The 18663-nt window shown below is 73.4% G+C and carries 20 protein-coding genes; 13 read left to right on the top strand and 7 right to left on the bottom strand.

What is annotated here, in order from left to right; translation table 11 throughout:
* The first annotated feature begins 14 nt into the window (after positions 1–14).
* Genes C8250_RS32990 through C8250_RS33010 form a run of 5 tightly spaced genes read left to right on the top strand, consistent with a single transcriptional unit; the run spans position 15 to position 6251 of the window.
* Complete coding sequence (locus C8250_RS32990; protein ID WP_138355534.1) at positions 15–848, top strand: M55 family metallopeptidase; 834 nt, start codon at positions 15–17, stop codon at positions 846–848.
* Positions 841–2199, top strand: a complete 1359-nt coding sequence (locus tag C8250_RS32995) for a M20/M25/M40 family metallo-hydrolase (RefSeq protein ID WP_138355533.1) — start codon at positions 841–843, stop codon at positions 2197–2199. The genes C8250_RS32990 and C8250_RS32995 overlap by 8 nt, the downstream gene beginning before the upstream one ends.
* Entirely contained in the window at positions 2196–4172 is a 1977-nt protein-coding gene (locus tag C8250_RS33000) for a prolyl oligopeptidase family serine peptidase (RefSeq protein ID WP_138355532.1), read from the top strand. Before C8250_RS32995 ends, C8250_RS33000 begins: the two co-directional genes overlap by 4 nt.
* A complete protein-coding gene (locus tag C8250_RS33005) occupies positions 4169–5119 on the top strand; it encodes an LD-carboxypeptidase (RefSeq protein ID WP_138355531.1) in 951 nt (316 codons plus the stop codon). Before C8250_RS33000 ends, C8250_RS33005 begins: the two co-directional genes overlap by 4 nt.
* 52 nt (positions 5120–5171) lie before the next feature.
* Positions 5172–6251, top strand: a complete 1080-nt coding sequence (locus tag C8250_RS33010; RefSeq protein WP_138355530.1) for an NAD-dependent epimerase/dehydratase family protein — start codon at positions 5172–5174, stop codon at positions 6249–6251.
* Between the two features lie 2 nt (positions 6252–6253).
* On the opposite strand, the gene C8250_RS33015 is transcribed toward C8250_RS33010, so the two are convergent.
* Positions 6254–7366 carry a HAMP domain-containing sensor histidine kinase gene (locus C8250_RS33015; RefSeq protein WP_138355529.1) on the bottom strand — a complete coding sequence of 371 codons (1113 nt, stop codon included), beginning with the start codon at positions 7364–7366 and terminating at the stop codon, positions 6254–6256.
* A complete protein-coding gene (locus C8250_RS33020; RefSeq protein WP_138355602.1) occupies positions 7359–8126 on the bottom strand; it encodes a response regulator transcription factor in 768 nt (255 codons plus the stop codon). Before C8250_RS33020 ends, C8250_RS33015 begins: the two co-directional genes overlap by 8 nt.
* A gap of 141 nt (positions 8127–8267) precedes the next feature.
* Between C8250_RS33020 and C8250_RS33025 the strand changes: the two genes are divergently transcribed.
* Genes C8250_RS33025 through C8250_RS33035 form a run of 3 tightly spaced genes read left to right on the top strand, consistent with a single transcriptional unit; the run spans position 8268 to position 10449 of the window.
* Positions 8268–9047 carry a glycosyltransferase family 2 protein gene (locus C8250_RS33025; RefSeq protein WP_187145062.1) on the top strand — a complete coding sequence of 260 codons (780 nt, stop codon included), beginning with the start codon at positions 8268–8270 and terminating at the stop codon, positions 9045–9047.
* Positions 9048–9061: 14 nt separating this feature from the next.
* A complete protein-coding gene (locus tag C8250_RS33030) occupies positions 9062–9751 on the top strand; it encodes a DUF2064 domain-containing protein (protein ID WP_138359653.1) in 690 nt (229 codons plus the stop codon).
* A gap of 26 nt (positions 9752–9777) precedes the next feature.
* On the top strand, positions 9778–10449 hold the full coding sequence (locus tag C8250_RS33035) for a methyltransferase domain-containing protein (protein WP_244809887.1): 672 nt from the start codon (positions 9778–9780) through the stop codon (positions 10447–10449).
* 34 nt (positions 10450–10483) lie between these two features.
* On the opposite strand, the gene C8250_RS33040 is transcribed toward C8250_RS33035, so the two are convergent.
* The 3 genes from C8250_RS33040 to C8250_RS33050 all read right to left on the bottom strand — a co-directional run bounded on the left by C8250_RS33040 (position 10484) and on the right by C8250_RS33050 (position 13161).
* A complete protein-coding gene (locus C8250_RS33040) occupies positions 10484–11353 on the bottom strand; it encodes an alpha/beta hydrolase (RefSeq protein ID WP_138359573.1) in 870 nt (289 codons plus the stop codon).
* Positions 11354–11431: 78 nt separating this feature from the next.
* Entirely contained in the window at positions 11432–11851 is a 420-nt protein-coding gene (locus tag C8250_RS33045; protein ID WP_138359575.1) for a hypothetical protein, read from the bottom strand.
* Positions 11848–13161 (bottom strand): molybdopterin-dependent oxidoreductase, encoded by a 1314-nt coding sequence (locus C8250_RS33050; protein WP_138359577.1) that lies wholly within the window; start codon positions 13159–13161, stop codon positions 11848–11850. Before C8250_RS33050 ends, C8250_RS33045 begins: the two co-directional genes overlap by 4 nt.
* A 143-nt stretch (positions 13162–13304) precedes the next feature.
* Here C8250_RS33050 and C8250_RS33055 point away from each other — a divergent pair, with 143 nt between their 5' ends.
* A complete protein-coding gene (locus C8250_RS33055; protein WP_244809503.1) occupies positions 13305–14729 on the top strand; it encodes a glycosyltransferase family 87 protein in 1425 nt (474 codons plus the stop codon).
* On the opposite strand, the gene C8250_RS33060 is transcribed toward C8250_RS33055, so the two are convergent.
* Complete coding sequence (locus tag C8250_RS33060) at positions 14716–15240, bottom strand: DinB family protein (protein WP_138358956.1); 525 nt, start codon at positions 15238–15240, stop codon at positions 14716–14718. The genes C8250_RS33055 and C8250_RS33060 overlap by 14 nt on opposite strands.
* Before the next feature lie 110 nt (positions 15241–15350).
* Between C8250_RS33060 and C8250_RS33065 the strand changes: the two genes are divergently transcribed.
* The 3 genes from C8250_RS33065 (at position 15351) to C8250_RS33075 (ending at position 17124) form a co-directional block, all read left to right on the top strand.
* On the top strand, positions 15351–15848 hold the full coding sequence (locus C8250_RS33065) for a hypothetical protein (protein WP_138358958.1): 498 nt from the start codon (positions 15351–15353) through the stop codon (positions 15846–15848).
* Positions 15849–15954: 106 nt separating this feature from the next.
* Complete coding sequence (locus tag C8250_RS33070; RefSeq protein ID WP_138358960.1) at positions 15955–16881, top strand: helix-turn-helix transcriptional regulator; 927 nt, start codon at positions 15955–15957, stop codon at positions 16879–16881.
* 6 nt (positions 16882–16887) lie between these two features.
* Positions 16888–17124: a DUF1049 domain-containing protein gene (locus C8250_RS33075; protein ID WP_138358962.1), complete on the top strand. Its 237-nt coding sequence runs from the start codon at positions 16888–16890 to the stop codon at positions 17122–17124.
* Positions 17125–17164: 40 nt separating this feature from the next.
* Here C8250_RS33075 and C8250_RS33080 read toward each other — a convergent pair whose 3' ends face one another.
* Positions 17165–17662: a GNAT family N-acetyltransferase gene (locus C8250_RS33080; protein WP_138358964.1), complete on the bottom strand. Its 498-nt coding sequence runs from the start codon at positions 17660–17662 to the stop codon at positions 17165–17167.
* A 122-nt stretch (positions 17663–17784) separates the two neighbouring features.
* Here C8250_RS33080 and C8250_RS33085 point away from each other — a divergent pair, with 122 nt between their 5' ends.
* Complete coding sequence (locus C8250_RS33085) at positions 17785–18582, top strand: exodeoxyribonuclease III (RefSeq protein ID WP_138358966.1); 798 nt, start codon at positions 17785–17787, stop codon at positions 18580–18582.
* Positions 18583–18663: the final 81 nt, after the last annotated feature.

The raw sequence follows: 18663 nt of genomic DNA on the forward strand, positions 1-18663 counted from the left end.
TAGCGTTGCCTCGCATGAAGATCCTCATCTCGGCCGACATGGAGGGCGCCACCGGCGTCACCTGGCCTGCCGATGTGTTGCCGGGAAGCGAGCAGTGGCAGCGCTGCCGCCATATGTTCACGTCCGACGTGAATGCCGCGATCGCCGGGTTCTTCGACGGCGGAGCCGACCAGGTCCTGGTGAACGAGGCGCACTGGACCATGCGCAACCTGCTGCTGGAGAAACTCGACGAGCGGGCCGAGATGCTCACCGGCCGCCACAAGGACCTGTCGATGGTCGAGGGCGTGCAGCACGGGGACGTGGACGGCATCGCGTTCGTCGGCTATCACACGGGCGCCGGGACCGAGGGCGTGCTCGCACACACCTATCTCGCCAACTCGATCACGGGCGTGTGGGCCAACGGTGAGCCGGCGAGCGAGGGGCGGCTGAACGCGCTGGTCGTCGCCGAGTACGGTGTGCCGGTGATCCTGGTGACCGGCGACGACCGTACCGGCGCCGACGCGCGCGGCTACGCGCCGCGGGCCCGCACGGTCGCGGTCAAGGACTACGTGTCGCGGTACGCGGCGGTCTGCCGGCCCCCGGCCAGGACCGCGGCCGACATCCGGGCCGCGGCGAAGGAGGCGGTGGCCCTCGCGGTGCGCCATGAGCCCGCGCAGGACGGACCGTTCCACATCGAGCTCGAGTTCGATGCCGTACACCTTGCCGGGGCCGCCACGGTGGTGCCCGGCGTGGCGCGGACCGGCGAACGCCGAGTCGGCTACACATCACCGACCATGTACGAGGGAATCCGCGCTTTCAAGGCGGTCACCACGCTCGTGTCGGCAGCGGTGGAGGAACAGTATGGCTGAGCAAGCGGTCTTCGAATCGGTCGGCCTGGGGGTGGACCAGCAGGCGCTGGACGAGGTGGTGCGCTTCACCTCCGAGCTGATCCGGATCGACACGACCAACCGCGGTGGCGGCGACGGCAACGAGCGGCCCGCCGCCGAATACGTCGCCGAGCTGCTGTCCGACGCCGGGATCGAGCCGATGATCCTGGAGTCCGCCCCCGGCCGTACCAATGTGGTGGCCCGTATCGAGGGCAGCGACCCCGGCGCCGACGCGCTGCTGGTCCACGGCCACCTGGACGTCGTTCCGGCCGAGCCCGCGGACTGGAGCGTGCACCCCTTCTCCGGCGAGATCCGCGACGGAGTGGTCTGGGGCCGCGGCGCGGTCGACATGAAGAACATGGACGCGATGGTGCTGGCCACGGTGCGGGCCATGGCCCGCACCGGCCGCCGTCCGGCCCGGGACCTTGTGCTCGCCTTCACCGCGGACGAGGAGGACAGCGCCGTGTTCGGCTCCGGCTTCCTCGCGGACCAGCACGCCGATCTCTTCGAGGGCTGTACCGAGGGCATCAGCGAATCGGGCGCCTTCACCTTCCACGCGGGCGGCGGCATGCGGCTGTACCCGGTGGCCGCCGGCGAGCGCGGCACCGCCTGGCTCCGGCTGACGGCGCACGGAAAGGCCGGACACGGCTCCAAGGTCAATCCGGCGAACGCGGTCAGCAGGCTGGCCGCGGCCATCGCGCGGATCGGTGAACACGACTGGCCGGTCCGGCTGACCGCCACCGTGCGCGCCTCGCTCACCGAACTCGCCGCGCTGCACGGCATCGAACCCGATCTGGACGATGTGGACGGGCTGCTCGGCAAGCTCGGCCCGGCCGCCGCGCTCGTCGAGCCGACGGTCCGCAACAGCGCCAACCCGACGATGCTGCAGGCCGGTTACAAGATCAACGTCATCCCCGGGACCTCGACCGCCTACGTGGACGGACGGATGCTGCCCGGTGGCGAGGCCGAGTTCACCGAGACCATGGACCAGCTCACCGGCCCGGACGTCGAGTGGGAGTTCCACCACCGCGAGGTGCCGCTCCAGGCTCCGGTGGACTCGCCGACGTACGCGGCGATGCGCGAGGCGCTGGAGCACTTCGACCCGGAGGCGCACGTCGTCCCGTACTGCATGTCGGGTGGCACGGACGCCAAGCAGTTCTCCCGGCTCGGCATCACCGGCTACGGCTTCTCTCCGCTGAAGCTGCCCCCGGGCTTCGACTACCAGGCGCTCTTCCACGGAGTGGACGAGCGTGTGCCGGTCGAGGCGCTGCACTTCGGCGTCCAGGTGCTCGACCGCTTTCTGACCTCCTCCTCAGGGAAGGCACCGGAATGACCCAGGACGTCCCGTACGGAGCCTGGCCGTCGCCGATCGGTGCGGCGACCGCCGCGTCGCACGACGGCAGCCCCGAATTCGCGGGCTTCGTCGGGGACGAGGTGTGGTGGACCGAGCCGCGCCCCGCCGAGGGCGGGCGCCGGGCGCTGGTCCGGCGGCTCGCGGACGGCAGCGAGCAGTGCCCGCTGCCCGCACCGTGGAACGTCCGCAGCCGCGTCATGGAGTACGGCGGCCGGCCGTGGGCCGGCACACCGGACGCGGACGGCCCGCTGATCGTCTTCGTGAACTTCGCCGACCAGCGCCTGTACGCGTACCGGCCGGGTGCGGAACCGCTGCCGCTGACGCCCGTCTCGGCGGTGGGCGACGGTCTGCGGTGGGTGGACCCGCAGATCCACCAGGACCGGGGCGAGGTCTGGTGCGTCCTGGAGGAGTTCACCGGCGCCGGGCCCTCCGACGTGCGGCGCGTCATCGCCGCCGTGCCGCTGGACGGGTCGGCCGCCGCCGACCGCGGTGCGGTGCGCGAACTGACCGACGGCGCCGACCGGTTCGTCACCGGCCCCCGGCTCTCACCGGACGGGCGGCAGGTCGTCTGGATCGCCTGGAACCACCCGCTGATGCCCTGGGACGGCACCGAGCTCAAGCTCGCGCAGGTCGGGGAGGACGGCGCCTTCACCGGCGCCCGCACCCTGATCGGCGGTCCCGAGGAATCGGTGGCACAGGCCGAATGGGCCGCGGACGGCACCCTGATCGCCGCCACGGACCGCACCGGCTGGTGGAATCTGCACCGCGTCGACCCCCGCACCGGCGAGGCCGTCAACCTCTGCCCGCGCCAGGAGGAGTTCGCCGGCCCGGTGTGGAAGCTCGGCTACCGCTGGTTCGCCCCCGTCGGCGAGGGCCTGCTTGCCGTTCTGCACGGCGTCGGAGCCCAGCGCCTCGCCATACTCGACCCGGCCACCGGCGAACTGGCCGATGTCCCGGGCCGCTGGACGGAATGGGCCGCGGGCCTCGCCACCTCCGGCACCCGGGTGCTCGACGTGGCCGCGAGCGCGCGCTCCTCGTTCGAGGTCGTCGAACTCGACACCAGCACCGGGCACACCCGCGTCATCGGCTGCGCGCACCAGGACACCGTCGACCCCGCGTTTCTGCCGGACCCCACCGCCCGGACCTTCACCGGACCCGGCGGCCGTGAAGTGCACGCGCAGGTGTACCCGCCGCACAACCCGGCGGCCGGCGCGCCGGCGGGCGACCTGCCGCCCTATGTGATCTGGGTGCACGGCGGCCCCACCAGCAGGGTCCCGATGGTGCTCGATGTGGAGATCGCCTACTTCACCTCGCGCGGCATCGGCGTCGCCGAGGTCAACTACGGCGGCTCCACCGGCTACGGCCGCGCCTACCGCGAGCGGCTCCGCGAACAGTGGGGCGTCGTGGACGTCGAGGACTGCGCCGCGGTCGCCCAGGCACTCGTCGACGAGGGCACCGCGGACGGGGCCCGGCTCGCGATCCGCGGCGGCAGCGCCGGCGGCTGGACCACCGGAGCCTCGCTCACCTCCACCGACCTGTACGCGTGCGGCGCCATCAGCTTCCCGATCCTGGACCTCACCGGCTGGTCGGCGAACGGTGAGACGCACGACTTCGAATCGCAGTACCTGGAGTCCCTCGTCGGCCCGCTCGCCGAGGTCCCCGACCGGTACCGCGACCGCTCGCCGGTCAACGGCGCCGACCGCGTCACCGCACCGTTCCTGCTGTTGCAGGGACTGGACGACGTGATCTGTCCACCAGTCCAGTGCGAGCGCTTCCTGGAACGGATCGCCGGGCGCGGCATCCCGCACGCGTACCTCACCTTCGAGGGCGAGGGCCATGGCTTCCGCCGCGAGGACACGATCGTCGCCTGTCTGGAGGCCGAACTCTCGCTCTACGGGCAGGTCTTCGGCTTCGTGCCGCCCGGTGTGCCGAAGCTGGGTCTCACCAGATGACGGGGACCGTTCCGGAGCCGCTGCGCCGCGCGCACCGACTGGTGCCCGGCGACCGGGTCGCCGTCGTCGCCCCCAGCGGACCCGTTCCGCGGGAGCGGCTCGACGCCGGGCTCGACATCCTGCGCGGCTGGGGCCTCGACCCGGTCGTCGCGCCGCATGTCCTGGACCGGCACCCGGGCCTGGACTACCTGGCCGGCGCGGACCAGGACCGCGCCCGGGACCTCCAGCAGGCGTGGTGCGACCCCTCGGTGGCGGCGGTGCTCTGCGCGCGCGGCGGCTACGGCGTCCAGCGCATGGTCGACCTGCTGGACTGGAACGCGATGCGAGCCGTGGAGCCGAAGGCGTTCATCGGCTACAGCGACATCACCGTGCTGCACGAGGCGTTCGCCACCCGGCTCGGGCTCGCCACCGTGCACGGCCCCATGGCCGCGGCCGCCACCTTCCTCAAGGACGACCCCACCCAGGACCATCTGCGCCGCACCCTGATGGAGCCCCGGACCGTCCAGGTCCTCAGCTCGCCCGCCGCCCGGACCATGGTCCCCGGCCGGGCACGCGGCCGGACCCTCGGCGGTACCGTCTGCCTGCTCGCCGCGGAACTCGGCACCCCGGGGGCCCGGCCCGGCGCCGCCGGCGGGATCCTGCTCCTGGAGGACACCGGCGAGGAGCCGTACCGGCTGGACCGCTACCTCACCCAACTGCTGCGCTCCGGTTGGCTGGACGGCGTCGCCGGGATCGTCCTCGGCTCCTGGGCGGAGTGCGGCCCGTACGAAACCCTGCGCCCGCTGCTGCTCGACCGGCTCGGCGATCTGGGGGTGCCGGTCGTGGAGGAGCTGGGGTTCGGGCACTGCGACTCCGCGATCACCGTGCCCCTCGGCCTGCCCGCCGTCCTGGACGCCGACGCCCGCACCCTGACGATCGAGGTCCCGGCACTCCTTACGGACCGCTGACGTCCCGGCCGGGTCACGCCGTCAGGACCGGCCGGGACCGTAGCGTCGGAGCATGCTGACACTCGTCACCGGAGGCGCGGGCTTCATCGGCTCGCATATCGTGACCGCCCTCCTCGAAGCCGGACACGATGTGCGCGTCCTGGACGTCCTGCTCCCCGCCGCCCACGGCGACCGCGCCGAACCGCCCGTCCTCCCGGCCGGAGCCGACTGGCGGCGGGCCGACGTCCGGGACCGCGCGGCCGTCGAGGACGCGCTGCGCGGGGTGGACGCGGTGTGCCACCAGGCCGCCATGGTCGGACTCGGCAAGGACTTCGCCGACGCGCCCGACTACGTCAGCTGCAACGACCACGGCACGGCCGTGCTCCTCGCCGCCATGGCAGCGACCGGAGTGCGGTCCCTGGTCCTGGCCGGCTCCATGGTCGTCTACGGCGAGGGCCGGTACGCCTGCGCGCGGCACGGCGTCGTCCGCCCGGGACCGCGCCGGGTCGCCGATCTCGACGCGGGCCGCTTCGAACCGCCCTGCCCGCAGTGCGGCGATCCGCTCGCCCCCGGCCTCGTCACCGAGGACGCCCCCACCGACCCGCGCAATGTCTACGCCGCCACCAAGCTCGCCCAGGAACACCTGGCCGCCGCCTGGGCCCGCGCAGCCGACGGCCGCGCGGTGTCCCTGCGCTACCACAACGTCTACGGCCCCGGGATGCCGCGCGACACCCCGTACGCGGGCGTCGCCGCGCTCTTCCGCTCCGCCCTGGCACGCGGCGAGGCCCCCCGCGTCTTCGAGGACGGCGCCCAGCGGCGGGACTTCGTACACGTAAGGGACGTCGCGGCAGCCAACGCGGCCGCCCTCGGCGCGCTCACCGGCGGACCCTCCGGCGGGCTGCGGACGTACAACGTCGGCAGCGGCACCGTCCACTCCGTGGGCGACATGGCCGCCGCCCTCGCCACGGCCACCGGCGGGCCCGCCCCCGTCACGACGGGCGAGTACCGGCTCGGCGACGTCCGGCACATCACGGCCTCGTCCGCGCGCATCCGCACCGAACTCGGCTGGGCGCCGGCCGTCGGCTTCACCGACGGCATGCGGGACTTCGCCCGGGCCGCCCTGCGCGGGGCCGCAGCGCCCGCCCCGGCCTGACGTCAGCCCGAGGCGGCCGGCAGGACGACCTCGAAGCGGCAGCCGCCCGGTACGTTGCGCACGGCCGCGTGGCCGGCGTGGGCCTCGACGATGCCGCGGACGATCGCGAGGCCGAGTCCGGCCCCCGCGGGAGGCGTCCTGGCTCCGGTGCCGCGCCAGCCGGTGTCGAAGACCCGGGGGAGATCGTCGGCGGGGATGCCGCCGCAGCCGTCGGTGACCGACAGGACCACGGAGTCGGCCTCGCGGTGCGCGGAGACGGCGACGGTTCCGTCGGCCGGGGTGCGGTGGATGGCGTTGGCGAGGAGGTTCGCGAGCACCCGCGTCATCTCGCGGCCGTCGACCTCCACCGGCACGGACTCGACGCCGTCGCCGATCAGCCGGACCCCGTGCTCGCGGGCCAGCGGATTGGCGCCGGCGATGGCGTCGCCCACCAGGTCGTAGACGGACATCCGGGACGGCGCCAGGGCGAGCACTCCCGCCTGGATGCGGGAGAGTTCGAAGAGATCGCCGACCATGCCGCTGAGGCGTTCCACCTCGGTCCTGATCTGCGCGTGGTAGCGCGCGGGGTCCTCCGCTATGCCGTCCTCCAGCGCCTCGGCCATGGCGCGCAGCCCGGCGAGCGGGGTGCGCAGATCGTGCGAGATCCAGGCCACCAGCTCCCGGCGGGACGCCTCCAGCGCGCGTTCGCGCTCCCGTGACGCGGCGAGCTTCGCGCTGGTGGCGGCCAGTTCGCGGCCCAGGTCGGCGAGTTCGGCGGTCGGCGCCCCGGCGGGCGCGGCGAAGATGTCGCTGTCGCCGAAGTCGCGGGTGGCGGTCGCCAGCGCGCGGCTGCCCGCGACGACCCTGCGGCCGAGCAGCAGGCTCACGCCCAGCGAGACGACGGCGGCCATCGCGCAGACCGTTATGACCACGCCGAGGTCGTGCGAGGACAGGAACATCGCCCAGGCGACCGAGAGCGTGCCGGCGAGCATCGCCGCCACCGTGACGGCGGCGACCACCGCGAGCGACAGCGCCACCGACCGGTTCCGCAGCAGCCGCAGTGCCAGCGCGCCGAGGAGCCCGGCGGCCGCGGCGCCGAGCGCCGCGTAGGCCGCGATCAGCAGGACGTCATGCATCGGGATTCACCGTTTCCTGTACTGCCTCAGGTGCTGCCTCGGGTGCTGCCGATTCCGCCACCGAGGGCACGGGATCCGCAGGGGGAGTGCCGCGTGGCGGGTCGAAGCGGTAGCCGACGCCCCAGACCGTGCTGATCAGCAGCGGCCGGGCCGGATCGGCCTCGACCTTCTCGCGCAGCCGCCGTACGTGCACGGTGACGGTCGACAGATCGCCGAACTCCCAGCCCCACACCCGCCGCATCAGCTCCTCGCGTCCCAGTACCCGCCCGGGGTGCCGGAGGAAGAACGCGAGCAGGTCGAACTCACGGATGGTCAGGGCGAGTTCCGTGCCGCCGTGGGTGGCGCGCCGGGCGGCCGGGTCCAGGGCGAGCGGCCCCGACCGCAGCCAGGGGCCGGCGGGCGGCGGTGTCCCGGCGCGGCGCAGTACGGACTCCACGCGCAGTACCAGCTCGCGCGGGCTGAACGGCTTCGTGACGTAGTCGTCCGCGCCGACCTCCAGACCGAGGATCCGGTCGTCCTGGTCGCCGCGGGCGGTCAGCATCACGACCGGGACGGGGCCGCGCTCGCGTATCCGCCGGCACACCTCCAGCCCGTCCAGGCCGGGCAGCATCAGATCGAGGACGACGAGGTCCGGGCGGACGGCGGCGGCACGGGCCACCGCGGTGGGTCCGTCGGCGGCCCGGTCCACGGCGAAGCCCGCGCGCAGGAGGTATCCCGCGACGACTTCGGCGACGGTCGGATCGTCGTCCACGACGAGGATGCGGCGCTGTGCGGGTTCGGTGGTCACGCTTCGAGTCTGGCACCGGGCGCCGGGAGCGGGCTCCCGGGTGGGGGCTCAGGAGTCCGACGTCCGTGTTTCGTAAGGATCCAAAGCCCGGAATGTCGGTTTCTGCTTCGTAGGGTGAGGAGCGTGACCAACCCACCGACACCGCCCGTCGACGTCGTACTGCCGTGCCTGGACGAGGCCGGTGCCCTGCCCTGGGTGCTGGAGCGCATTCCGTCCGGCTGGCGGGCGATCGTCGTCGACAACGGCTCGACCGACGGCTCCGCCGTCCTGGCCGCCTCCCTCGGCGCGACGGTGGTCCGCGAGCCGGTCCGGGGCTTCGGCGCCGCCTGCCACGCCGGACTGCTCGCCGCGACCGCCGACATCGTCTGCTTCTGCGACTGTGACGCCTCGCTCGACCCCGCTCTGCTGCCGTCCGTCGTGGACCCGGTGCTGCGGGGTGATCTCGACCTGGTGCTCGGCCGCCGCAGGCCGACCGCCCGTGGCGCCTGGCCGCCGCACGCCCGGCTCGCCAACCTCGAACTGGCCCGGCGCATCCGCCGCCGCACCGGTCTGCGGCTGCACGACCTCGGCCCGATGCGGGCCGCCCGGCGGACCGCGCTGCTCGGCCTGGAACTGGCCGACCGCCGGTCCGGCTACCCGCTCGAAATGCTGGTCCGCGCGGCCGACGCCGGCTGGCGGATCGCCGAGACCGACGTCCCGTACGCGCCCAGGACCGGCCGCTCCAAAGTGACCGGCACCTGGCGCGGGACCTGGCACGCGGTCCGGGACATGAGCGCCGTGCTGCGGCAGCCTGCGGTCGGCACGCCAATGGACGGCCGGATTCCCGCGGTCACCGAGCCCGCGCAGCCCGTCCGGCCGGCCCAGGCCGTTCGAGCCGGTCAGGCCGCCCGATGACCGGCGCTCCCGGCATGACGACGCTACTGGTGATCGCCAAGGAGCCGGTACCGGGACGGGTCAAGACGCGGCTCACCCCGCCGTACTCGCCGCGGCAGGCGGCGGCGCTGGCCGAGGCGGCGCTCGCCGACACCCTCGACGCGGTGCTGCGCGCCCCGGCCCGCCGTCGGGTGCTGGTGCTGGACGGCGCGCCCGGCCCGTGGCTGCCGCCGGGCTTCGATGTTGTTCCGCAGGTGTCCGGCGGTCTGGACGAACGGCTGGCGGCGGCGTTCGCCGGCTGTACCGGGCCCACGCTGCTGGTCGGCATGGACACCCCGCAGCTCACCCCGGCCCTGCTGGAGCCGGCGCTGCGGCCCGACGCCTGGCTCGGCTGCGACGCGTGGTTCGGCCCGGCGCAGGACGGCGGCTTCTGGGCGGTCGGCCTCGCCGAGCCGGATCCCACGCTGTTCCCCGGGGTGCCGATGTCGACGGACCGGACGGGCGAGATCCAGCGCGCCCGTCTCACCGACGCCGGGCTGCGCGTCAGGGACCTGCCGGTGCTGCGTGACGTGGACACCGCCGCCGACGCCGCAGAGGTCGCCGCCCGCGCACCCGGCTCACGTTTCGCCGCCGCGCTGCGCGCGGCCGACCTTCCGCCAGGGCCGCTGCGGATCCTGCCGATGCCGGCGGGACACGCCGATGCCGGCCGGACGGAGGCCCTGTGACGCCGGTGGACGGCGCGACCGCGACGATCGCGCAGCGAACCGGTGCCCCCGTCCCGGCCCCCGCGCCCTGGATCGACGACCCGTACGCGCACGCGATCCGCTCCGGCCGGGGCCCGCTCTTCCTGCGCAGGGCCGACGGCTGGCTGCTGCCCCTCGACGTGGAGCGGTGGTGCGCGGCGCCGGACGCCGCCGACACCGCGCTGCTGTTCCGGTGCCGGCGCGGCCCGGTGCTCGACATCGGCTGCGGTCCCGGCCGGCTGGTGGCGGCGATCGCGGCCACCGGAGTACCGGCCCTCGGCGTGGACGTCAGCCCGGCGGCCGTGGCCCGCACCCGGGACATCGGGGGAGCGGTGCTGTGCCGGTCGGTCTTCGACCGGCTGCCCGCCGAAGGCCGCTGGGGTACCGCCCTGCTGATCGACGGCAATGTCGGCATCGGCGGTGACCCGCGCGCACTGCTCGCCCGGGTGGGCGAACTGGTCGCCCCCGGTGGCCGGTTGCTCGTCGAGGCCGCGGCCTACGACGTCGACGAGCGGTTCACCGTACGGGTGGAGGACGGCCGGGGCCGGTACGGCCGGGACTTCCCCTGGGCCCGGCTGGGCGCGGCCGCGCTGCGGTCGGCCGCGGACGGCGCGGGCTGGACGACGGTCGAGGAGTGGTCCGTGGCCGGCCGCCACTTCGTGGAGCTGTGGCGCTGCTGAGCCCCGTGGCCAGGGACCGCGCCCGCGTCGGGGCTCACGCCCACGTACGGTCCAGGAAGTCGGCGATCAGCGGTGCGATCTCCCCGACGCACTCCTCCAGCGCGAAGTGCCCGGTGTCGAAGGAGTGCACCTCGGCGTCCGGCACATCGCGCAGGAACGCGTGCGCTCCGGCCTCCACGAAGATGGCGTCGCGGTTCCCCCACAGCACCAGCGTCGGCGGCTGCTGCTTGCGCAGCCAGGCCTGCCACTGCGGGTACAGCTCGACGTTGCTGCGGTAGTCGTAGGCCAGCTGGAGCTGGATCACATCGCGCCCCGGCAGGTCGAGGAAGTACTGGTCGAGGAGCCAGCTTTCGGGGGGCACCGTGGACGCGTCGGTCGTGCCGCCCTCGTACTGGCTGCGGGTGAAGGCGGGGGTCAGCATCTGGCGCAGCCGCTCCTCGGATCCCTCGTCCTCGGGACGCTCGGCCACGAAGGCGCGCGCTATCGGGCTGAGCCCCTCCTCGTACGCGTTGCCGTTCTGCACCACGAGCCCCGCGATCCACTCCGGGTGGCGGGCGGCGAGGCGGAAGCCGGCCGGGGAGCCGAAGTCGAAGGCGTAGAGCGTGAAGCGGTGCAGGCCGAGGGCCTCGCAGAAGCCTTCCACGACATCGGCGAGCAGGTCGAAGGTGTAGGTGAGGGAGGCCGGTGCGTCGCTGTGCCCGAAGCCCGGGTAGTCGGGGGCGATCAGGTGGTACCGGCCGCCGAGCGCGTCGATGAGCCGCCGGTACTGGTGCGAGGCGGACGGGAAGCCGTGCAGCAGGAGCAGGGTCGGGGCGTCCGGGTCGCCGGCCTCGCGGTAGAAGACTCGTACGCCGTCCACCTCGACGAACCGGTGTGCCACCCGGGGAAGTTCCAGAGCCGTCATCGCGCGTGCCTCCCGTGTGTGTCGGCGGGACTGTCCCACCGACACCCACATGCTAATGCTTGAGATGCTCTCTATGCATTAGTTTTTGGGAAGAGATCGAAATCGGCGCAGCGCCGCCCATCCAGCTGCCAGCGCGGTGAGCACGGCCACCGCCCCCAGCACGATCAGCGTGTTGCGGGGATAGTCCAGCGGAAGCACCGACGGGTTGGACTTCGCGGTCGGCCGCAGCAGGAACGGCAACGCCACGGCGGTCAGGCACGCGGCGGTGATCAACCCGGCGCGCACCGGCCGCCGGATGTGCGGCGGCAGCCACCGGGACAGCACCGCGCCGACGGCCAGGACCACCGGCGTCAGCACCGCGTCGTGCAGCACGATGGCACCGGCCAGCCAGAACAGCACCTCGACCGGCGCCTTCACCGCACGGTTCGTGAACAGCTGTACGGCGCCCAGCCCCATCGCCGCCACACCCACCGCGCCGAGCGCGATACGCGCCTTCATGCCAGCACCTCCAGCCGGGATACCCACTTCGTCTGCAGCACGCCCGGCCGGTTCGGCGCGATGATCCGGGCCGGGAAGCCGTGGTCGACGGAGAGCGGCGCGCCGTTCAGCGTCAGCGCCAGCAGCGTCAGCGGATCGCGTGCGTACGTGGCGCCCATCTCCATCACCGAGTAGGCGCCGCCCTGTTGCAGGGACACCACCCTGATCCGCGCCCCGCGCGGGGCGCCCGCCCGGTCCAGCAGATCGCGCACCCGCACGCCCTCCCAGTGCGCGCTCTTGCTCCAGCCCTCGACGCAGGCGATCGGCAGCAGCGAGGCGTGCTGCTCGAGGGCGCGCAGTTCGGGCAGCGTCAGCTCGTACGGGTTCGGCCCGGCGACCCGCAGCCGCCAGTCCGCCAGCCGCGCGGCGGTGATCCCGGCCGCGGCCGCGGTCTTGTTGACGGGCAGTCCCTGCGGGCCGCGGTCCGGATGCCGTGGCGCGAGCAGGTCGAAGTCCTTCAGCGGGGTGAAGGACTGCCCGACGGTCGTCAGCGTGACCGCACCGACCGCCGCGCCGACCCCCAGTACGAACGCCCGCCGGTCCGGCCCGTCCGCGGCAGGCAGTTCCACGGTGCCGCCCGAACGCCGCGACCAGTGCGCCGCGATGACGGGTGCCTTCACCGCCAGATGCAGCAGCAGCGCGCCGATCGCGACCCAGGCCAGCGCCCAGTGCACGGGCACGAAGTTCCACGGCCACGGGTACCACTGCAGCGTGTTCAGCAGCCCGGTGAGCAACTGCAGCAGCACGGTCCCGACCAGCACCGCGATCGACAGCCGCTCCAGCGCCTTGCCCACCGACCGGGCCGGCGGCCAGGCGAAGAGCCGCGGGTACACCGTCCACAACTTCGCGAACAGCAGCGGGATCGCCGCGATGCCGGTCGCCACGTGCAGCCCCTGGGTGAGCCGGTAGCCCCACGACGGACGGCTGGGCAGCCGGTCCGCCGCCCAGTCCGGCGGATGCTGCAGATAGTGACTGACGAGGCCGGTCACGAAGCACACCGCGATGGCCGCGCCCAGCGCGCGGCCTACGACCGTGGCCGTCCGCGCGTCGTGCAGCCGCCCGGTGAACGCCCCCTCGCGGAGCGGGCCGCGGCGCAGCCACGCCGGCGGATCGGGGAGCGCGAGCCGCGCGCGGGGAGGAACGGGCGGGCGGCTCGGCGGGGCACCCGGCCCCGGCGGGGTGCTCGGCGCGCTGCCCTGAGAGCTCTTCGGCGGGTCGCTCCGGGGGCTCGGAGGCTTCGGGGGACGCTCCCCGTCTGATGGATTCTGCATGCCTCCATCACACCCCCGACCAGGGCTCCGGCAGGGGAGGCGACTCCTTACGGAATGCGGACGCGCCGCCGAGACCTTACGGATTGCGGACGCGGGGCCCGGCAGGAACCCGCCGGGCGCTTCCACCTGCCACGGTGGACGGTGTGGGAGTCCGCACCGTATGCACCTCAGTCCTCGTCGCCGCGCTGACCGCCGTCGTCGCCGTCACCATCCGCATCGGAGGTTCCGAGGCACACCCGCGCCACCTCCTGTACTGGTACGCGGCGGCCTGGGTGCTGTTCGCCGCAGCCGTGTGGGCCGTCCGCAAGGTGCCCGTGCGCGCCGCCGTGGTCCTGGTGCTCGTAAGCAGCGCCGCGCTGTCGCTGGCGGCGCTGAGCGGCCCGCCGCGCACCAGCAGCGACATGTACCGCTACGCCTGGGACGGCGGGGTGCAGGCCGCGGGCATCTCCCCGTACGCCCACCCGCCCGCCGCGCCGGAACTGGCCGGGCTGCGTGACCGCTGGCTCTTCCCGCCGGGCCCCGACTGCCCGGCACCCGATCTGCGCGCTGTCGGCGCGGACTGCACCCGGATCAACCGGCCCGCCGTGAACACCATCTACCCGCCGGTGGCGGAAGGCTGGTTCCTCGCCGTCCACGCGCTGTCGCCGGACGGTGCCCGCCACAAGCCGACCCAGATCGCGGGCGCGCTGCTGGCCGTCGGGACCAGCGCCGCCCTGCTCCTCGTCCTGCGGCGGCGCGGCGATCCACGGCGCGCGGCGCTGTGGGCCTGGTGTCCCGCGGTGTCCTTCGCGGCCGTCAACGACGCGCATGTCGACACGCTCGGCGTGCTGCTGACCGTGCTCGCGCTCGGTACGTCCGTCCTGCCGCGCCGCGGCGCGCTGCTCGGCGCGGCCATCGCCGTCAAGCTGCTGCCCGCGGTCGTCCTGCCGGGCGCCCTCGCCCGCCGGGGCCCCCGCGACGCCGCGCGCGTCCTGGTACCCGCCGTGCTGGTGATCGCACTCGCCTATCTGCCGTACATCCTGACCTCCGGCTTCGGCGTCCTCGGCTACCTGCCCGGCTATCTGCAGGAGGAGGGGTACGAATCAGGCAGCGTCCGACGGTTCGCGCTGCTGCGGCTGTTCCTGCCGGACGGCGTCGCCGCCCCGGTCGCGGTGGCCCTGATCGCGCTGACCGCCCTCTACGTCATGCGCCGCGGCGACCCGGACCGGCCGTGGAGCGGCGCGCTGCTCGTCACCGGCACCGCGCTGCTCCTGACCTCGCCCTCCTACTACTGGTACGCCCTGCTGGTGATCGCGCTGGTCGCGCTCGACGGCCGCTGGGAATGGCTCGCCGTCCCCCTCGCGGGCACCGTGCTCTACATCGGCAACGCCATGGGAGCCCACGGCAGTTGGCTCCAGTCCTGGTCCTACGGGACCGCAGCGGTGACGGTGCTGGCCGGGGCGGCGCTGCGGGCCCGCGCGGCGGGCGGGGGGCGGGCGTCGCGCCCCGTCCCTGCCGGGGGGCAGGCCGGGGCGGATGCGTTCGAGGCCGAGCCGGCCGAAGCCGGCGCCGGGGTCACTCCCCGGTGACGCCGTCCGTCAGTTCGCGCAGGAGGTCGGCGTGGCCGTTGTGCCGTGCGTACTCCTCGATCATGTGGACGTAGACCCACCGCAGATCGATCGGTTCACCGCGGCGCGGGTGGGCGAACGTCTCGTCGAGCGAACGGCCCGCGGCGGCCCGGTCCGCGAGTTCGCACTCGGTCGCGAACACCGCGAAGTCGGCCTCGGCGGCGGCGCCGTCGGCGCGGTCGAAGTCACCGTCCGGATCGTCGTCGGGACAGTAGAGGACGCCGAGGTCCGACCGGCCGTCGAAATTCGTCCGGAACCACCAGCGTTCCACTTCCGCCATGTGCCGGACGAGCCCGAGCAGCGACAGCGCCGACGGCTTCGCCGGGCGCAGCGCCAGCTGCTCGCCGGTGAGCCCGGCGCACTTCGTGAGGAGGGTCGCGCGGTGATAGGTGAGCCAGCTCTCCAGCGAGGCGCGCTCATCGGCGACCATGGGGGGATCGGTACGCGGTACTTCGGGTGCGGTCCAAGTCATCCGCACATGATGACGGCGGGAGGCGCCGTCCGCACCCCGTTATCGCTCCTTGACCTGCTCGGAGGGGGTCGGACCCGGTTCTCGGCGCTATCCTCCGCGCGGAGGTAAAAGTGAACGATGAACTAAATCCGAGCCGTCCGCTGGCGGTCTTCGACCTGGACGGCACCCTCTGCGACACCCGGCACCGGCTGATCCACCTGGAGCGGCAGCCGAAGGACTGGGCCGCCTTCTTCGCGGCCGCGGTGGACGACCCCCCGCTCGCGGAGGGCGTGGCACTGGCGCTGGAAACCGCCGTCGCATGCGATATCGAGTACGTCACCGGCCGGCCGGAACGCTGCCGCCGTGACACGGCGGCCTGGCTCGAACGCCATGGGCTGCCGCCGGGCCGGGTGTGGATGCGGACCGACAACGACCGCCGGCCGGCCCGCGTCACCAAGCTGGAACTCCTGCGGCGGCTGGCGCGCAAGGGCGAGATCCGCCTGGTCGTCGACGACGACAAGCAGGTCTGCGACGCGTACAAGGGCGCCGGATTCACCGTACGGCGGGCCCGCTGGATGGAGTCCGCACCGTTGCTGGAGCAGGCCCAGGACGGCGAAGGGCGCACCTGACGGAGCCGGCCGCGGGGCCGGAGCGGCGCCTCCCCCCACCCCCGCGGCTCTGCCTGCTACTGGCAGGGACAGGCTCCGAACGCGCGGGCGGGGGAGACTGATCCGTATGGACACTCCCGCGGAACTCGGCGAATTCCTGCGCACCCGCCGCGCCCGGCTGCGGCCGGAGGACGTCGGACTGATCTCCTACGGCGCCCGGCGCCGGGTACCGGGCCTGCGCCGCGAAGAGCTGTCGCAGCTCGCCGGCGTGAGCGTCGCGTACTACACCCGGCTGGAACAGGGACAGAGCAACAACGCCTCGGAAGGGGTGCTCGACGCCCTCGCCGCCGCGCTGCGCCTCACCGAGGACGAGCACACGCACCTGCGCAATCTGGCCCGCCCCGGCCGCACCAAGCGCCGCCCGGCCGAGCGTCCCGACAGCGCCAGGCCGGGGACGCGGCAGCTGATCGCGGCGATGAGTGATGTGCCCGTCGTCGTCGTGGACCGGCGGTTCGAGGTGCTGGCGTGGAATCCGCTGGGACACGCGCTGACCGCGGGGCACCTGGACGCGTGGAGCCCCGAGCGCCCCGCCGACCGCCCCAACCTGCAGCGGCTGCTCTTCCTCGACCCGCACACCCGCGAGCTGTACCCGCGCTGGGACGAGGAGGCACGGCGCGCGGTCGCCTCGCTGCGGCTGGCAGCCGGGCAGTACTCCGAGGACCGGCGGCTGGCCGAGCTGATCGGCGAATTGTCGATGAAGAGCCCCGAGTTCGCCGCCCTGTGGTCACGCCACCCGGTGAACAGCTGCACCTACGGTGCGAAGGCGTTCCACCACCCGACGATCGGCCCGCTCGAGCTCTCCTTCGAGATGCTGCAGGTCCCGGACGACTCGGGGCACCGGATGCTGATGTACAGCGCCGAACCGGGCTCCTCCTCCGAGGCGGCGCTGCGCCTGCTCGGCACCGTCACTCGAACGGAGCAGCCGACCGCCCCCCGGGACCCGAAGACCGCGATGCTGAACACAGGGGGTGACAGTCGACCGGAAAGCAGGTGACCCACGGTGAGTGCCGACAAGTCGACGTCCAGCAGGAAGTCCGGCCGGGAGTTGGTCACGCCGGGCCGGATCGTGGTCGCCGCACTGGCGGTGCTCGGCCTCGTGTTCATCTTCGAGAACACCCGGCAGGTCAAGATCCGGCTGATCGTTCCCGAGGTGACGATGCCGCTGTGGCTCGCCCTGCTCGCGATGGCCGTCATCGGCGGAATCTGCGGCGCCTACTTCTCCCGCCGCAAGAAGTGATCCGGGGGACGGGAGCGGCTCAGGACGACCGGGGACCGGCTCAGGCCCCGTCGGCCGACGTGCGCCCCTGGAGCGTCTTGCCGAGGCACACGCTGAGCTCCTCGTACCGGTAGAGCCCGAACTTCGTCACCGGGGTGTAGCCGCACGACTCGTACAGCGCGATGGCCTCCGGCTGCTTCGTACCGGTCTCCAGGACCATCCGGGACCGCCCGGCCGCCGCCGCGCTCGCCTCCAACTCGGCGAGTATCCGCCGCGCCAGCCCCCGGCCCCGGGCCTCGTCCACCACGTACATCCGCTTGAGCTCGGCGTCGCCGTCCGAGTGCCCTTCCGGGGACTCGTCCTGCGCCCGCCAGCCGCCGCTGGCGACCGCCTCCCCGTCCACGTACCCCACCAGGTACAGGCCCCGGGGCGGGTCGAACTGGGCGGCGTCCATCGGGGTCAGATCGCCGTCGCCGTACCGCTCGACGTACTCCAGCTGCACCCGGTCGTTGAGCTTCACCGCGTCGGGGTGGTCGTAGCGCCTGATTCGAATCTCCACCACGGCATCGTACGTGCGTACGCCTGCGGGCCCGCCCCGTGCCCGCCGCCCCGTGCCCGATCCGCGCACGTCACGGTCGCGTAGGCTGCCCTGCGCCGATATCCGCAATACGGGAGCATGCTGTGCTGACTGTGACGACCGTGAATGTCAACGGGCTCCGCGCCGCCGCCAAGAAGGGGTTCCTGCCCTGGCTGGCGGCCACCACCGCCGACGTGGTCTGTCTGCAGGAAGTACGTGCCGAGGCCGACCAGCTCCCGGACGAGGTCCGCGAGCCGGACGGCTGGTCCGCCTTCCACGCCCCGGCCGCCGCCAAGGGCCGTGCCGGTGTCTCGATCTACAGCCGCAGCGAGCCCACCCGCGTCCAGATCGGCTTCGGCTCCGCCGAATTCGACAGCTCGGGCCGTTACCTCGAGATCGATCTCCCGGGGATCACCGTCGCCAGCCTCTATCTGCCCTCCGGTGAGGTCGGCACCGAGCGCCAGACGGAGAAGGAGCGGTTCATGGCCGAATTCTTCGTCCATCTCTCGGAGCTCCGGACCCGTGCCGCCGCCGAGGGCCGGGAAGTGCTCGTCTGCGGCGACTGGAACATCGCCCACCGCGAGGCCGACCTCAAGAACTGGAAGGCCAACCAGAAGAGCTCCGGCTTCCTCCCCGAGGAACGCGCCTGGCTCAGCAAGGTCTTCGAGCAGGGCGGCTACACCGACGTGGTCCGCCGGCTCCACCCCGAGGCCACCGGCCCCTACTCCTGGTGGTCCTACCGCGGCCGGGCCTTCGACAACGACGCGGGCTGGCGGATCGACTACCACGTCTCCACCGCGGGCCTCGCGGAAAAGGCCACGTCAGCCGTGGTGGAGCGGGCCGAGACGCACCCCGAGCGCTGGAGCGACCACGCGCCCGTGACGGTGGTCTTCGACCACTGAGCTTCGACCACTGAGCTTCGACCACCGAGCTCCGACCACCGAGCTCCGACCACTGAGCTCCGACCACTGAGCGGATCAGCC

The organism is Streptomyces sp. So13.3, assembly GCF_005860785.2.
In the GTDB taxonomy this organism is placed as follows: domain Bacteria; phylum Actinomycetota; class Actinomycetes; order Streptomycetales; family Streptomycetaceae; genus Actinacidiphila; species Actinacidiphila fildesensis.

What these genes read in the sequence shown, in the direction of transcription:
- C8250_RS33015 (WP_138355529.1), bottom strand. Translation starts at nt 7,366, where the DNA reads ATGCATGACGTCCTGCTGATCGCGGCCTACGCGGCGCTCGGCGCCGCG.
- C8250_RS33060 (WP_138358956.1), bottom strand. Translation starts at nt 15,240, where the DNA reads ATGACTTGGACCGCACCCGAAGTACCGCGTACCGATCCCCCCATGGTC.
- C8250_RS33050 (WP_138359577.1), bottom strand. Translation starts at nt 13,161, where the DNA reads ATGCAGAATCCATCAGACGGGGAGCGTCCCCCGAAGCCTCCGAGCCCC.
- C8250_RS33030 (WP_138359653.1), top strand. Translation starts at nt 9,062, where the DNA reads ATGACGACGCTACTGGTGATCGCCAAGGAGCCGGTACCGGGACGGGTC.
- C8250_RS32995 (WP_138355533.1), top strand. Translation starts at nt 841, where the DNA reads ATGGCTGAGCAAGCGGTCTTCGAATCGGTCGGCCTGGGGGTGGACCAG.
- C8250_RS33070 (WP_138358960.1), top strand. Translation starts at nt 15,955, where the DNA reads ATGGACACTCCCGCGGAACTCGGCGAATTCCTGCGCACCCGCCGCGCC.
- C8250_RS33040 (WP_138359573.1), bottom strand. Translation starts at nt 11,353, where the DNA reads ATGACGGCTCTGGAACTTCCCCGGGTGGCACACCGGTTCGTCGAGGTG.
- C8250_RS33005 (WP_138355531.1), top strand. Translation starts at nt 4,169, where the DNA reads ATGACGGGGACCGTTCCGGAGCCGCTGCGCCGCGCGCACCGACTGGTG.
- C8250_RS33010 (WP_138355530.1), top strand. Translation starts at nt 5,172, where the DNA reads ATGCTGACACTCGTCACCGGAGGCGCGGGCTTCATCGGCTCGCATATC.
- C8250_RS32990 (WP_138355534.1), top strand. Translation starts at nt 15, where the DNA reads ATGAAGATCCTCATCTCGGCCGACATGGAGGGCGCCACCGGCGTCACC.
- C8250_RS33045 (WP_138359575.1), bottom strand. Translation starts at nt 11,851, where the DNA reads ATGAAGGCGCGTATCGCGCTCGGCGCGGTGGGTGTGGCGGCGATGGGG.
- C8250_RS33000 (WP_138355532.1), top strand. Translation starts at nt 2,196, where the DNA reads ATGACCCAGGACGTCCCGTACGGAGCCTGGCCGTCGCCGATCGGTGCG.